At 62.1% G+C, this 13,619-nt stretch carries 13 protein-coding genes and 1 riboswitch; of the genes, 5 read left to right on the top strand and 8 right to left on the bottom strand.

All coding sequences use genetic code 11. The features are described from left to right. Nucleotides 1-100 precede the first annotated feature (100 nt). Nucleotides 101-343, bottom strand: a complete 243-nt coding sequence (locus tag AB5Y94_RS02485; RefSeq protein WP_010634682.1) for an Lpp/OprI family alanine-zipper lipoprotein — start codon at nt 341-343, stop codon at nt 101-103. 224 nt (nt 344-567) lie between these two features. Beyond that, nucleotides 568-1,221 carry a 3,4-dihydroxy-2-butanone-4-phosphate synthase gene (ribB, locus tag AB5Y94_RS02480; RefSeq protein ID WP_005298666.1) on the bottom strand — a complete coding sequence of 218 codons (654 nt, stop codon included), beginning with the start codon at nt 1,219-1,221 and terminating at the stop codon, nt 568-570. A gap of 105 nt (nt 1,222-1,326) precedes the next feature. Beyond that, a riboswitch (FMN riboswitch) is annotated at nt 1,327-1,484 on the bottom strand. 199 nt (nt 1,485-1,683) lie between these two features. Here ribB and purU point away from each other — a divergent pair. After that, nucleotides 1,684-2,520, top strand: a complete 837-nt coding sequence (gene purU / locus AB5Y94_RS02475) for a formyltetrahydrofolate deformylase (protein WP_011705222.1) — start codon at nt 1,684-1,686, stop codon at nt 2,518-2,520. Nucleotides 2,521-2,589: 69 nt separating this feature from the next. Here the strand turns inward: purU and AB5Y94_RS02470 are convergent, their stop codons facing one another. Continuing rightward, a complete protein-coding gene (locus tag AB5Y94_RS02470) occupies nt 2,590-3,852 on the bottom strand; it encodes a DUF945 family protein (protein ID WP_017785845.1) in 1,263 nt (420 codons plus the stop codon). Nucleotides 3,853-3,947: 95 nt separating this feature from the next. Next, nucleotides 3,948-5,429, bottom strand: coding sequence for a cardiolipin synthase (cls, locus tag AB5Y94_RS02465; RefSeq protein ID WP_005298659.1), 1,482 nt, complete (start codon nt 5,427-5,429; stop codon nt 3,948-3,950). 96 nt (nt 5,430-5,525) lie between these two features. Between cls and AB5Y94_RS02460 the strand changes: the two genes are divergently transcribed. After that, nucleotides 5,526-6,068 (top strand): DUF1439 domain-containing protein, encoded by a 543-nt coding sequence (locus AB5Y94_RS02460; protein WP_005298658.1) that lies wholly within the window; start codon nt 5,526-5,528, stop codon nt 6,066-6,068. Between the two features lie 4 nt (nt 6,069-6,072). Here AB5Y94_RS02460 and AB5Y94_RS02455 read toward each other — a convergent pair whose 3' ends face one another. Continuing rightward, nucleotides 6,073-6,513: a GNAT family N-acetyltransferase gene (locus AB5Y94_RS02455; protein WP_019839648.1), complete on the bottom strand. Its 441-nt coding sequence runs from the start codon at nt 6,511-6,513 to the stop codon at nt 6,073-6,075. Nucleotides 6,514-6,980: 467 nt separating this feature from the next. Here AB5Y94_RS02455 and AB5Y94_RS02450 point away from each other — a divergent pair, with 467 nt between their 5' ends. From AB5Y94_RS02450 to AB5Y94_RS02440, 3 genes are all read left to right on the top strand, one after another. Then, entirely contained in the window at nt 6,981-8,144 is a 1,164-nt protein-coding gene (locus tag AB5Y94_RS02450; RefSeq protein WP_368204664.1) for a M23 family metallopeptidase, read from the top strand. Nucleotides 8,145-8,338: 194 nt separating this feature from the next. Continuing rightward, complete coding sequence (locus AB5Y94_RS02445) at nt 8,339-9,736, top strand: alpha-amylase family protein (RefSeq protein WP_005298654.1); 1,398 nt, start codon at nt 8,339-8,341, stop codon at nt 9,734-9,736. 172 nt (nt 9,737-9,908) lie between these two features. Then, nucleotides 9,909-10,658, top strand: a complete 750-nt coding sequence (locus AB5Y94_RS02440) for a lytic transglycosylase domain-containing protein (RefSeq protein ID WP_368205007.1) — start codon at nt 9,909-9,911, stop codon at nt 10,656-10,658. A gap of 255 nt (nt 10,659-10,913) precedes the next feature. Here the strand turns inward: AB5Y94_RS02440 and aqpZ are convergent, their stop codons facing one another. The 3 genes from aqpZ to AB5Y94_RS02425 form a co-directional block, all read right to left on the bottom strand. Continuing rightward, entirely contained in the window at nt 10,914-11,600 is a 687-nt protein-coding gene (gene aqpZ, locus AB5Y94_RS02435; protein WP_025202032.1) for an aquaporin Z, read from the bottom strand. Nucleotides 11,601-11,926: 326 nt separating this feature from the next. Beyond that, nucleotides 11,927-12,448: a crossover junction endodeoxyribonuclease RuvC gene (ruvC, locus tag AB5Y94_RS02430; protein ID WP_017766544.1), complete on the bottom strand. Its 522-nt coding sequence runs from the start codon at nt 12,446-12,448 to the stop codon at nt 11,927-11,929. Nucleotides 12,449-12,635: 187 nt separating this feature from the next. Further along, entirely contained in the window at nt 12,636-13,544 is a 909-nt protein-coding gene (locus AB5Y94_RS02425) for a Gfo/Idh/MocA family protein (RefSeq protein ID WP_368204661.1), read from the bottom strand. Between the last annotated feature and the right edge of the window lie 75 nt (nt 13,545-13,619).

Below are 13,619 nucleotides of genomic sequence, written 5' to 3'. Positions count from 1 at the left end.
ATTGCCTTGTCAGGCGAGAATTAGCGAGGAAAATGCGGGAATTTGATGAATTTCAGGCAAAAAAAAATGGCGCATAACTGCGCCATTTTTTTCGCATGGATTACTTCTTGTAGGAAGTAGCCATGTTGTCGATGCGCTGGTTAGCACGCATAGCTTCTTGCTTGGCTTCTGCAACATCAGCAGCGATCTTGGACTGATCAGCACGAACAGCGCTAACATCTTGAGCCAGTTGGTCAACTTTGTTAGACAGATTCTGAACGGAAGTTTCCAGTTCGCTGGTGTTTGCACAACCGCCCAGCAGAGCGGACAGACCAACAACACCTACCAACAACATTTTTTTCATTTTAAAAGCTCCCTTTAACTCGCCAGACGTTTAGCAAGCGGCGTGATTATGGCACAAAAAAATCATAGTTTGGATAGGCCCCATCACAGATAAATGCATTAAAACCCTCATTTTTTTTTAAACGTACACTTTTTGTGCAAAGTTCAGTCAAAAATAAGGGTCACTGGATGAGGTTCGCACAAAGCGTAACCAAATTTTGTGCTTATTACAATTTCGTATGAGGCTCAGGCTGAACGTTCTGACAGCAACTGACGATACTGCACCAGGTCCTCGATGGTCAGCACCGGCATGTCATGGCGGCGGCCAAATGCCACCAGATCCGGCAAGCGGGCCATGGAGCCATCTTCCTTGGTCAATTCGCACAACACGCCGAACGGTTTGAGCCCGGCGAGCTGCATCAGATCGACCGTGGCTTCGGTGTGGCCGCGACGGGTCAACACCCCGCCCGTACGGGCCCGCAGCGGGAAGACGTGGCCCGGGCGGTGCAGGTCGGAGGGTCTGGCGCCGTCGGCGATGGCGGCCCGGATGGTGGTGATGCGATCGGCCGCCGAGACGCCGGTGGTCACCCCCTGCGCCGCTTCGATGGTCACGGTGAAGGCGGTCTGATAGTGGCTGGAGTTGGCCTCCACCATCATCGGCAGTTCGAGCTGGCGTACCCGCTCGTCGGTCAGGCAGAGGCAGACGATGCCGGAGCACTCGCGGATCATCATGGCCATCTGTTCATTGGTCATGGATTCGGCGGCGAAGATGAGATCCCCTTCGTTCTCCCGATCTTCATCGTCGGCCACCAGCACGCCGCGACCGGCACGCAGGGCTGCCAGCGCCGCTTCGACACGGGCAATGGGATCACCAAATTCACTGAGAAGAGACTGATTCATGGTAAGACTCCTAAACAAGACAAGGACCAGAATCAGGGCATGGAAAGGCAGACAGAGATAGGCATGCAGCGGCCGGCCCACGGGGGGCTTGCCTGCAATAGTCTGTCTTATCCTCTTTCATCCGGACTGTGACCGTCGGCTCCGGCATCTCACCGGATCTGCTGACCCCGCCCCGGCTGAAAACCGGGTCGGGCGCTCGCGGGCTCCCCGAGTCAGATCGGGATACCGCCGGTGGGGAATTTCACCCCGCCCTGAGAATAAGCGCAGACAGCCTAAAGAAAAACGGCGCCGGATACCAGCACAAAACCCATCAAGGATGAATAGCATGCCTGCTCCCGGGCACGGATCGCCCGGATGCACGGCGCGCTGTCCTTTCTGATTTTGTTTGTGGCATAGTGCCAGAAAAAACGCGCGGCCTGCGCAGACTCAGGCGCCAACAACACCAACGGAATCATGACAGAGATGGAAAAGAAAATACTGCTGACGGACTGCCCGGACGCCAAGGGCCTCATCGCCAAGATCACCAACATCTGCTACAAGCACCAGCTCAACATCAACAAGAACGACGAGTTCGTGGATCACGAAAACGGCCGCTTCTTCATGCGCACCGAGCTGGAGGGGCGCTTCAACGACGAGACTCTGCTGGCCGACCTCGATGATGCCCTGCCCGCCGGTGCCCAGCGCCGGCTGGTCAAGGCCGGCAAGAAGCGCATCGTCATCCTGGTGACCAAAGAGACCCACTGCCTCGGCGACATCCTGATGAAGAACTACGCCGGTGCGCTGGACATGGACATAGTGGCGGTGATCGGCAACTACGACACCCTCGCCGAGCTGACCGGCAAGTTCGACATTCCGTTCCACACCGTCAGTCACGAGGATCTGAGCCGCACCGAGCATGAAGAGCAGGTACGCGCCATCATCGACGGCTACCAGCCCGACTACGTGGTGCTGGCCAAGTACATGCGGGTGCTGACCCCGAGTTTCGTCGAGGCCTATCCGCGCAAGATCATCAACATCCACCACTCCTTCCTGCCCGCCTTCATCGGTGCCCGCCCCTATCGCCAGGCCTTCGATCGCGGGGTCAAGCTGATCGGCGCCACCGCCCACTTCGTCACCGACGATCTGGATGAGGGCCCCATCGTCGAGCAGGACGTGATCCACGTCGATCACACCTTCAGTGCCGACGACATGGCCAAGGCCGGCCGCGACGTGGAGAAGTCCGTGCTGAGCCGGGCGCTGGAGCTGGTGCTGAACGAGCGGGTGTTCGTCTACGGCAACAAGACGGTGGTGTTCAAGTAATTCCGGCCCCTGAAAACGACAAAGGCTCCCGCGGGAGCCTTTGTTCCATGTGCACTGACGAGACGTCAATCAGAGCGGCAGATCGTTGATGGTCATGGCGCCCTTGTCGAGCTTGATCTCGGCCGTCAGCTGCTCCTTGTCTGCCTTGAGATACCCCATGGCCGCGAACTGATCCAGCATGGGTGCCAGCTGCGGCACCGCCTTGCCCAGTTTGCCGCTCAGGTTGGCGTGCAGCAGGCCGGAGAGGGCGTGCATCCCCTCTTCGCTGTTGAACAGCTGCTCGAGCGAGGTGCCCGCCAGCTTGATGTCGCCCTTCATGGCCACCGGCTCGCCGTTGAGGTGAGAGCTCAAGTCCACCAGCTCCAGCGTGGCACCACGCTTGAGCATCTTGTCCAGCGCCTGCTGGATCGCTTCCTCCTCCACGCCCTGGCCGCTGGAGGCCTGCAGCGCCTGATAGCCTTCCAGATCCAGCCCCTTCAGATTGAGGGCCAGCTTGCTCTGGGTCAGCGCCAGGTTGTCCGCCTCGTTCTCCAGATTGAGGGTATCCACCTTCATCTGGTAGCTGCTGGAGAGGGTCTGGGCATCATCCCCAGCCAGCTGGGTCTCGGAGGTCAGCCCCTGCAGGGAGAACTTGACGTTGTCCGGCAGCTGTACCGACAGCGCGGAGAGGGTCATGTCGCTGCGGGGAGAGAGCCAGATCCCGCGGATCTCGGCCATGTCGGCGCTGCCCTTGAGCTCGGCCAGCACCATGTCCATCTTGTTCTGCTCTTCGTGCAGGGTCATGCCCTGCCAGTGGAAGGTGAGGTGGCCATTGCCTTCCAGATCACCGTGATAGTCGCCCTTCATCGGCAGGAAGCTGAACTCGTCGAGCCCCTGCTTGACCTTGAACTCGTTGGCCCAGAAGCGGCTGCTGTTGCTGGAAGTCCACAGGCTGCTGACCGACTCGATGCCAAACTGCCACTGTTCCATCTTGAAGGCACTGAACACGGGCGCCAGCGAACCTTGCCTGGTGTCGAGCAGCATGTTGCTCTTGATGTAGAGCGGCAGGATGCGGCTGTCGACGATGAACTGCACCTCGACCGGCTCGCTCCCCTCCAGCTGACCATCCAGGCTGGCCAGGGTCTGCGGGGTGATCACCATCTTCAGTACGCCGTCGCGGGTGAACAGGTTGCTCGAACCCGGCTGCCAGCTCAACTCGATGCCGCTCTCCTGCTTCACCTTGGCGATCTGCTCGGCCATGATGCGGTCAAACGCATTGCCCGTGTACCAGCAGGCACCCAGCCCACCCACCACCAAGGCCGCCGTGACGGCCAGCGCTACTCGCTTCTTCATCTTTATTCCGTTCTCCAGGGAGTGATTGCCGCACTCTACGGGGCAAGTTCGGGGGGAGGCAAGCGCAATTCGGCGCCGGCCACAATTAAGTGATGTCACAACAAGGGGCTGAACAGATAGAACATGTTCTCCATTGCCTTCTTGTACCAGGGGCGTGCCCGCCACTTGGCCAGCGACATGGGCGTCGCCTCCACCATGTAGCCCTGCACCAGCTGGGTCATCTCGGCGACGAACACCGGATTGTCGATGAGCAGGGTCACCTCGAAGTTGAGCCAGAGGCTGCGCCGATCCAGGTTGACCGTCCCCACCAGGGCGAAGTCGTCATCCACCAGCACGCTCTTGGTGTGCAGCAGGCCGGCGTCGTAGCGGTAGATCTCCACCCCCGCCTCCAGCAACTCCTCCATGAAGGCATTGCAGGCGTAATTGGCCATGATGGAGTCGTTGCGCGCCGGCAGCACCAGCTGCACCTGCACACCGCGGGCCGCCGCCGAGGAGAGCGCCGCCGCCAGCGGATCGTCCGGCACGAAGTAGGGGGTGGTCAGCACCAGATGGTGGCGGGCCTGGTAGATGGCCAGCAGCAGGCTCTGCTGGATGCAGTCGCCGCCGACGAAGGGGCCGGACGGGATGAGCTGGGCCCGGTAGTTGCTCTGGGGCCAGGCCTCCGGCTCGTGCTGCAGGCTGTCGAGCAGCCGCTCGCCAGTCTCCATCTCCCAGTCCCAGACGAAGATGGACCACATCAGCGGCACCATGGGGCCCTGTACCCGGATCATGATGTCGACCCACTGGCCGACCCCGGCGTTCTGCTTGAAGAAGCGGGGATCCACCATGTTCATGGAGCCGGTGTAACCGACTCTGTCGTCGATCACCACCAGCTTGCGATGCATGCGCAAATCCTGGCGCTGGAACGGGATGCGCCAGGCCCCGACCGGCAGCACCTCCACCAGCTTGACCCCCGCCTTGCGCAGCTTCTTAGGCCAGGGCGAGCGGAAGAAGGTCTTGCTGCCCATGGAATCGAGCAGCAAGCGACAATCCACGCCGCGCGCCGCCACTTCCATCAAGGCTTCACACACCTCGTCGGTGTCGCCGCCCGGGTGCCAGATGTAGAACTCCAGGTAGCAGGACTGGGAGGATTGACGGATGTCGCGCACTATCTCGCGCAGGATGGCTTCCGGCTTGCTGAGCAGCGTCATCCGGTTGCCGGAGAGCATGGGCATGGCCAACCGCCCCTGGATCAGATCGTGCAGCGGCTGGGCCTTCTCCCCCACCTCGCAGCAGTGCTGAGGGAAGAGCCGGGCCAGCTGGCGGATCCAGATGGCGTAAGGGCGGTACATGGCCTGGGCCCGCTCGGCGCGCCGCCGGCCGAGGCGAATTTCGCCAAACAGCACGTAGAAGCCGACCCCGGCAAACGGGATGGCATAGATGAGGGCGAGCCAGGCCAGCGAGACCCCGATGGGGCGTCGCTTCATCACCACCCGCAATGAGACCCCCGCCACGATCACGGTGTGAAACAGCAGCAGCAACCAGCCCAGGAACTGGGAAAACAGCAGTTGGATGTCGTGCTCCAGACCGTTGATCACGAGAACTCCTTTTACACAGGGGTGAAAGCGGTGGGCAGATCCCACGAAAGCAGGATGGTATGCTGTAAGACACACCCATTCAATCAGGTCGTTAGCATGATCCTGTCATCTATGCTGCTCAGTCTGGCCATGCTAGGTCAAGGCTCATATGACATCAATGAGCAACAGATAAACCAGTACCTGCAATCCCAGGTGCAAGTGAACAAACAGCTGGAGCTGCCCGGCATCATCAAGGCCCATGTGCAGCTCGAGCAGAGCGACGTGCAGATCGGGCGTCAGAGCCCGGACACCGCCCGGGTCTACGGCAAGGGCAAGCTCAAGATCGCCCTGCCGGACAACACCGAATACGACGCCCGGCTGAACATGGCCTACGAGGCGAGGCCACGCTACGACAAGGCGCAGAGCGCCCTGTTCCTCGACAATATGAAGTTGATTGAATACAAGCTGGAGCCTGAGGCGGCGCAGCAGAAGTTCGGCTTCATGCTCGGCATGCTGCTGCAGAGCATGGAGAAGCGGCTGGAGACCCAACCGGTCTACCGGCTCGATGCCAAGGATCCGAATCAGGCCTGGCTGAAGGAGAATCTGCTGGGGCTGGAGCTGTCACCGGGCAAGATCCATCTGCTGACCAAGCCCCAGTGACGGTTCAGTTGTAGACCGGGGCCTTGGCCTGGCGCACCAGCAGCTCGATCTGGTATCCCTGTTCGCGCTGCTGGTCATAAAGGGAGAAGAGCGGCCCCTCCAGCTCATTCAGAGGCAGGTCGGCAAAGCCGGCCTTGAGATAGAAGGGTTTTTCGAACGGCAAGGCCTGGCAGATCACCGGCTTGTCCAGCAGATCGCTGCAGGCGTGTTGCAACAGACGAGAACCCAGCCCCAGCGACTGGTAGTGGGGCAGCAGGCGAAAGCCGCAGAGGTGGTAGTAATCTTGTTCGTCGCGCAGGCGCACGGCCCCCACCAGCCAGTGGGCGTCGCGTACCACGAAGATCCGCTCGGCCAGATCCGGCACATAGTGGGAGAAAGTGGTTTCGTAGTAGTCCCTGATCAGGGAGAGATCCGCATCGCAGTACTCTTCGAACGTGAGTTCCATCGCCCGTTTGCCTATCACACTCGTTTCATCCCTGGCCACCCGGCCAGATCCTCGCATATTGATTGTTGGTCGAAGAGATCCGACCAGCATGAAGATATCACGGCTTCTAGTAACAAAAAAGCCAATAACCACACCAAGTTGCATACTTTTTAACATGCTGCCGGCACGGCAGCAAACCGCAATCCTAGCACGGCAAACCAGAGGCAGACACTGTTTGTCCCTTCTCCTGACCCTTTACGGCAGCTCGCCATTTGATGACCCGCAACTCACTGATTTGGCTCTACAAACAGATCATGTAAACATTTATTAACAAGTCATTCTCGTCATCGCCCTACACAAAAAGCCCCATTCGAATAGCAACTTCACCGTTTCGCCCTATGGTGAAGCCTTGGCATAGCATCGCGCTGTTGTTGCCTGCGTGGGGTCATCCCCACACCGACACCTCACCACTTTGCCAAGGAGCTATCATGTCCAGACCGATCCCCTCCCTGTTGCTGCTGGCCCTGCTGCCCGCCGCCGGCTGGGCCGGCGACATCCATGTCCCGCTTGCCCCCTATCACTTCACGGCGCAGCAGCTTGCCGCCGGCCAGCCCTCAGCACTCCCCCTGGATGAGGCCCACTTCGTGTTCGGCGAGGCGGCCATGGCGTTCGATCTGCACGACTTCCTGCTGCAACAGGCGCCTCACCTGCTACCCAAGGAGGAGGTGATCCTGCACTGGAGCGGCATCACCAGCCTCAACCCCCAGCTGCTGCTGGCCCTGATGGAGGCGAGCAGCCAGCTCATCTCGGCCCCCTCCGAGCAGGCCATGGCGGCACCATTCGCCAAGCTGGTGAAAGCCAGGGGCTTTGACAATCAGCTGGAGCTGATGGCGCGCCAGCTCTCCGAGCGTTTCTACCAGGCCCGCGCCCAGCTGCAGCTCACCCCGCGCCGCGCCCCCGCCCTGGCGCCGCAAGCCGCGCACCAGGCCGCCCTAGCCAGCCTGCTGAGCGCGCCAGTGCAGCAGCAGCTCGGTGAGCAGTGGCGGACCCTGTTCGGCCAGGATGCCATGACCTCCCCCGGGGGCGGCGCGGCTGCGCCCGCGGTACCGCTGGCTGGCGGCCAGTTCCAGCTGCCCTGGCGCCAGGGCTACAGCTGGAAGGCCAACGGCGCCCACTCCCATACCGGCTCCGGCTACCCCTACTCATCCATCGACGTCTCCTACGACTGGCCGGGCTGGGGCGGTGCCACCTACACGGTCACCGCCGCCAACAGCGGCACCGTCACCGTCTTCTCCCGCTGCCAGGTGCGAGTCACCGCCCCCAATGGCTGGGCCACCAACTACTACCACATGAGCGGGATCTCGGTGCGCAGCGGCGACTACGTGGCCGCCGACACCCCCATCGGCACCTATGCCAGCAACCGCAACGAGGCGCTGTGCGAGGGCGGCTCCTCCACCGGCCCGCACCTGCACTTCTCCCTGCTCTACAACGGAGTGTTCCAGTCCCTGCAGGGGCAGAAGCTGAGCAGCTATGCCGTCAACGTCGGCGCCAGCAACTACGACGACAACTGCAACCGCTTCTGGCTCTACAACCAGCGCAATGGCCAGCGCTACTGTGCCTGGCAGCCGCTCTACAACAACGGGGTAGACTGAGTTGCAATACAACCCGCTAAGTGATTGAAAAATCAGTAATGATGGGATCTGTGCAGTTTTTTGCAAGCCGTCACAGATCCGCACAGTCCGCTTTGAAAGTGCTCACAAAATCACCGTCAGGCGATTGCCGGCCAGCCAGGCTGGTGTGAGGCTCTGGGTGCCCATCAGGGCACCCAATAAAAGGACTGACAATAATGAAACACACAGCGGGAATCTGGGCGATCGCAGGCATGCTGATCGCTCCTTTGGCACACGCCGACGTCATACTGCACGCCTTCAACTGGAAATACAGTGAAGTCACCGCCAAGGCCGATCTCATCAAGGCTGCCGGCTACAAACAGGTGCTCATCTCGCCGCCCCTCAAGTCATCGGGCAACGAGTGGTGGGCCCGCTACCAACCCCAGGATCTGCGCCTCATCGATACCCCCCTTGGCAACAAGCAGGATCTCGAGCAGCTGATCGCCGCCATGCAGGCACGGGGCATCGCCGTCTACGCGGACGTGGTGCTCAACCACATGGCCAACGAGAGCTGGAAGCGCAGCGATCTCAACTACCCCGGCAGCGAGCTGCTGCAAAGCTATGCCGCCAACCCAGGCTACTTCGAGCGCCAGAAGCTGTTTGGCGATCTGGGCCAGAACTTCCTGGCCGGCCAGGACTTCCATCCGGAAGGGTGCATCAGCGACTGGAACGATCCGGGCAACGTGCAATTCTGGCGGCTGTGCGGCGGTGCCGGCGACAAGGGTCTGCCGGATCTCGACCCCAACAACTGGGTGGTAAGCCAGCAGCAAGCCTACCTCAAGGCGCTCAAGGGGATGGGCATCAAGGGCTTTCGGGTCGATGCGGTCAAGCACATGAGCGATTACCAGATCAACGCCGTGTTCACCCCAGAGATAAAGCAGGGGATGCACGTGTTCGGCGAGGTGATCACCACCGGCGGCGCCGGCAGCAACGACTACGAGCGCTTCCTCAAGCCCTATCTCGACAGCAGCGGTCAGGGTGCCTATGACTTCCCGCTGTTTGCCTCCCTGCGTGGGGCGCTCGGCTATGGTGGCAGCATGAACCTGCTGGCGGATCCCGGTGCCTATGGCCAGGCCCTGCCGGGCAGCCGGGCGGTCACCTTCGCCATCACCCACGACATTCCCACCAACGACGGCTTTCGCTACCAGATCCTGAACCCGACCGACGAGAAGCTGGCCTACGCCTACCTGCTTGGTCGCGACGGCGGCTCGCCGCTGGTCTATTCGGATCACGGCGAGACCCAGGCCAAGGACGGGCTGCGCTGGCAGGACTACTACCTGCGCAGTGACATCAAGGGGATGATCCGCTTCCACAACGCGGTGCAGGGCCAACCCATGCAGCTGGTCGGCAGCGGCGACTGCTTCGTGCTGTTCAAGCGCGGCAAGCAGGGGCTGGTCGGCATCAACAAGTGCGACTACGAGCAGGAGTACTGGCTCGATACCGCCAAGTTCGAGATGAACTGGTATCGCAACTACCGGGACGTGCTCGACCAGAGCGCCGTGGTCAACGTGCAGAGCCAGTGGGTCCGGGTCGCCATTCCCGCCCGCAGCGCCCGCCTTTGGCTGCAGGAGTAAACCGGCAACTGCCGTGCGAGGCCGCCACCGGGCGGCCTCTTTATTTGGTCTGCCGCCGCTGTTTTCTCGGTTGAGAGCACGGGTCGGTCAGGGCGGGCTTGTTCTGCCCGCGCCGTGATGCTTTACTCAACAAGGCTAACGAGGCTGAAGGAGCAAGCCGTTGAAAGCATGGATGTTGATGGGATTGATCCCGCTGTTCTCCCCGCCCGGCTGGAGCCAGACACCCGCCCCGGCCGAGGTGGTGATCCTCACCGCCGAGCCGCCGGCACCGCCCCCCGCGGCCCCCCCCGTCACCATGCCCACTCCGGGGGTGCTGCCACCGCCCGAGCCGGCCAGCCCCCCGCTGCCGCCCGGTACCCGCCAGATCCAGGTCTACAAGTCGGTGCAGAAAAACGGCGTGGTGCGCTACTCGGACGTGATGCCGGATCAGGGCCGCTACGAGCTGCTGCTGTTCAACGACTGTTACGCCTGCGACCCCAACTCCAAGGTCAATTGGCATACCACCGGCCTGTTTCTCTATGACTACGCCAGCACCATCCAGGCTGCGGCCAAGGCCTATCAGGTGGAGCCGGCCCTCATCCGGGCGCTGATCCACGCCGAATCCGCCTTCAACCCCCTCGCCGTGTCCCGCAAGGGGGCCATGGGACTGACCCAGCTGATGCCCGCCACGGCGCGAGAGCTGGGGGTGGGCAATGCCATGCTGGCGGAACAGAACATCTTCGGCGGGGTGAAGTACCTGGCGGGGCTGCTCAAGCAGTATGGTGGCAACGTGGCGCTGGCCACCGCGGCCTACAACGCCGGTGCCGGCGCGGTGCAAAAGCATGGGGGCATACCCCCTTACGCAGAAACCCGTGCCTATGTGGAGCGGGTGCAGCTGCTGCGCCAGCGCTACAAAGACATGCTGAGCGCCAAGGGGTTGTAAGCCCTTGGTAAGCCACAAACAAGGTGGCACACCCTCCCATATGGCCGAAACCCGCACCTATGCCTATGTGTGGAGCGGGTGCAGCTGCTGCGCCAGCGCTACAAGGACATGCTGAGCGCCAAGGGATTGTAGCCTCACCCCTCTTGCCGACGACCAAGCAACTTTGCGGGCCCTTGCGGCCCGTTTTCGTACCCGCCAGAAACGAAAAAACACGCCCGGGGGCGTGTCGATACCACACTTTGCTGCCCTGACGGATCAGGCTTTGGTCGCGATCGCGCGATAGGCCAATGCACCCAGAATGGCACCGACGATGGGCGCAACCCAGAACAGCCACAGCTGGCTCAGTGCCCAGTCCCCCACGAAGAAGGCCACGCCCGTGCTGCGCGCCGGGTTGACCGAGGTATTGGTCACTGGAATGCTGATGAGGTGAATGAGGGTCAGGCACAAGCCGATGGCGATGGGGGCAAACCCGGCCGGGGCCCGGCTGTCGGTGGCGCCCATGATGACGAACAGGAAGAAAGCTGTCATCACCACTTCGCACACCAGCGCCGCCAGCATGCTGTAGCCGCCCGGGGAGTGCTCGCCATAGCCGTTGGAGGCAAAGCCCGCCGCCAGGTCAAAACCGGCCTGACCGCTGGCAATCACATAGAGCACCGCCGCTGCAGCAATCCCGCCCAGCACCTGAGCGACCATGTAGGGCAGCACGCCGGAGGCCGGAAAACGACCGCCGGCCCAGAGCCCGATGGTCACGGCCGGGTTCAGGTGACAGCCCGAGATATGGCCGATGGCGTAAGCCATGGTCAGCACGGTCAGGCCGAAGGCCAGCGCCACGCCGAGCAGGCCGATGCCGACGTTTGGAAAGGCGGCAGCCAGCACGGCGCTGCCGCAGCCCCCCAGCACCAGCCAGAAGGTGCCCATGAATTCAGCTGCAAAAGGTTTCACTTCTCGACTCTCTCAATGATGGATGAAGCGGGAGCCCAGGGCTCACCGGGCCGCACCACGCGGCCGGCGCATATTATGGGAGTCAGGATCGGGCATGCGAAGGGAGGGGAGCACGGCCATAAAACGTGACATGCATCACAAGCTGTTGATTAACTGAGAGGATTGTCGTTAGCGACCGATCAGGCTGCCCTTCTCGGTGAAGAGGAGGTGCGACAGAAAGTGACCCTTTTGAGGCTTCTGCCGACAGTCGCCGCTGCCAGAAGAGGCAACCCGCCGGTGCATGGCCGGTTGCCCGACAGTGCCGCTATCACGGCGGCATGCGCGGCTCAGCGGTAGCGACCGCGCACCGCTCCCGTGCTGCGTCCGGCCATCTTGATCAGGATCTGGCGGGTATGGAAGTGGCAGAGCGCCACCCCGAGGGCATCCGCCGCATCCGCCTGGGGGGTGGCCGAGAGCTTGAGCAGGTGAGTCACCATGTGCTGCACCTGCTCCTTGGCGGCGCCGCCGGTGCCCACCACCGCCTGCTTGATCTGGGTGGCCGAGTATTCGCTCACCGGCAACAGGGCATTGACCGCCGCCACGATGGCGCTGCCGCGAGCCTGACCCAGCTTCAAAGCGGAATCGGCATTACGGGCCATAAAGACCCGCTCGATGGCGAACTCGTCCGGCTTGAACTGGGTGATGATCTCGCTCACTCCGTCATAGACCTGCTTGAGGCGCGATGGTAGTTCTCCCAGGTCGGTGCGGATGCAGCCCGAGCCCAGGTACTCCGCCTTGCCCGCCACGATGCGAATGACCCCGTAACCGGTGATGCGTGAACCCGGATCTATCCCCAAAATAATGCTCATAGACTCGCTGCTGCTCTGAAGGCCGTTTCTGCTCGCCAAGATAGCAAACAAGCCAGCGCTTGGCTCGCCCGGCAGGTGCCCTTCCCTGCCGACTGCGCAGGGATGCGCCATCTCATACAGTGGTCCGGCGATTTTTTCGCCCGCCCCTCCTGTCCATGGCCCGAGCAAACCGGCGCGGCGCTCACCCTCACTCCCCCGCCAGGGCCACCAGTTGCTCTGCCAGCCGGTGGCTGTGCAGGTAGCTCTCTATCAGCGCCCCGTCGGCCCGCCCCGCCTCAATCTGCTGATACCAGTGGGCCAGCATGGCGGCAAAGCCCCGGCTCGCCAGCACCGACTGCCAGTCGTCGGGGGCCAGGGTCTGCACGGTTTTATCGCGGGCCAGGGTGCCCCGGGTGCAGTTCTCGATATGCAGGGAGAGGTTGTCGCCATAGGCGTCGATACGCTCCTCGGTAATGCCAGCGCTGCGATTCATGCTGCCGCTCACCGCCACCTGCCCGCTCTGCCAGGCCACGCTCACCCCGGCCAGCAACTCGGGTTGGCGGGTACAGCGCCGCAGCACCGCATGCAGATCCCCATCAGGCGTGCCGCCGTAGTAGCAGAGGCTGTCGAGCACATGGATAAAGTCGTCGAACAGAAATGCGCGCGGGGCCCCCGCCAGGGCGTGGCGGTGTTTTTGCCAGTTGAGCTCGGTAAGCAGCTGGCCGCGGGCTTCGCTCATGGCGGGCAGATAGCGGCGGTTGAAGCCCACAAACAGCGGGCAGTTCTTGGCGATGGCGATATTAGCGAGGCTCTCTACCCCGGCAAGAGTGTCGCAGAGCGGCTTGTCGACAAAGGTGGGGATGCCGGCGCGCAGGCACTGGGTAGCCAGCTCAAGGTGTACCGCGGTGGCGGCGTGGATCATCACCGCATCGGGGCGGCTTGCCAGCAGGTCGCCCAGCTCGGTGAAACACTCGGCAATTCGGTACTGGCGGGCCAGCTTCTCCAATACCGCCGAATTGCGGGTACAGAGCAGCGGGGTGACTCGCTCGTCACTGGCCAGCAGCGGCAGATAGGCTTTCTGGGCAATATCACCAAGACCTACGAGGGCAATGCGCATGACAACTCCTTGTTTTATCAGGCACGCGTGGGCAGAGTCAGCGATGGTGAACGCCTGCGCCAACCGGTCAATGCA

Source organism: Aeromonas sp. s5 (assembly GCF_040907865.1).
Taxonomy (GTDB): Bacteria; Pseudomonadota; Gammaproteobacteria; order Enterobacterales; family Aeromonadaceae; genus Aeromonas; species Aeromonas dhakensis.
This window is presented reverse-complemented; position numbering and strand designations above follow the sequence as displayed.

Bases quoted from the DNA above. Each gene is read 5' to 3' on its own strand.
- AB5Y94_RS02485 (WP_010634682.1), bottom strand. From the start codon at position 343: ATGAAAAAAATGTTGTTGGTAGGTGTTGTTGGTCTGTCCGCTCTGCTG.
- ribB (WP_005298666.1), bottom strand. From the start codon at position 1,221: ATGAATCAGTCTCTTCTCAGTGAATTTGGTGATCCCATTGCCCGTGTC.
- purU (WP_011705222.1), top strand. From the start codon at position 1,684: ATGGAAAAGAAAATACTGCTGACGGACTGCCCGGACGCCAAGGGCCTC.
- AB5Y94_RS02470 (WP_017785845.1), bottom strand. From the start codon at position 3,852: ATGAAGAAGCGAGTAGCGCTGGCCGTCACGGCGGCCTTGGTGGTGGGT.
- AB5Y94_RS02460 (WP_005298658.1), top strand. From the start codon at position 5,526: ATGATCCTGTCATCTATGCTGCTCAGTCTGGCCATGCTAGGTCAAGGC.
- AB5Y94_RS02455 (WP_019839648.1), bottom strand. From the start codon at position 6,513: ATGGAACTCACGTTCGAAGAGTACTGCGATGCGGATCTCTCCCTGATC.
- AB5Y94_RS02450 (WP_368204664.1), top strand. From the start codon at position 6,981: ATGTCCAGACCGATCCCCTCCCTGTTGCTGCTGGCCCTGCTGCCCGCC.
- AB5Y94_RS02445 (WP_005298654.1), top strand. From the start codon at position 8,339: ATGAAACACACAGCGGGAATCTGGGCGATCGCAGGCATGCTGATCGCT.
- AB5Y94_RS02440 (WP_368205007.1), top strand. From the start codon at position 9,909: ATGTTGATGGGATTGATCCCGCTGTTCTCCCCGCCCGGCTGGAGCCAG.
- ruvC (WP_017766544.1), bottom strand. From the start codon at position 12,448: ATGAGCATTATTTTGGGGATAGATCCGGGTTCACGCATCACCGGTTAC.
- AB5Y94_RS02425 (WP_368204661.1), bottom strand. From the start codon at position 13,544: ATGCGCATTGCCCTCGTAGGTCTTGGTGATATTGCCCAGAAAGCCTAT.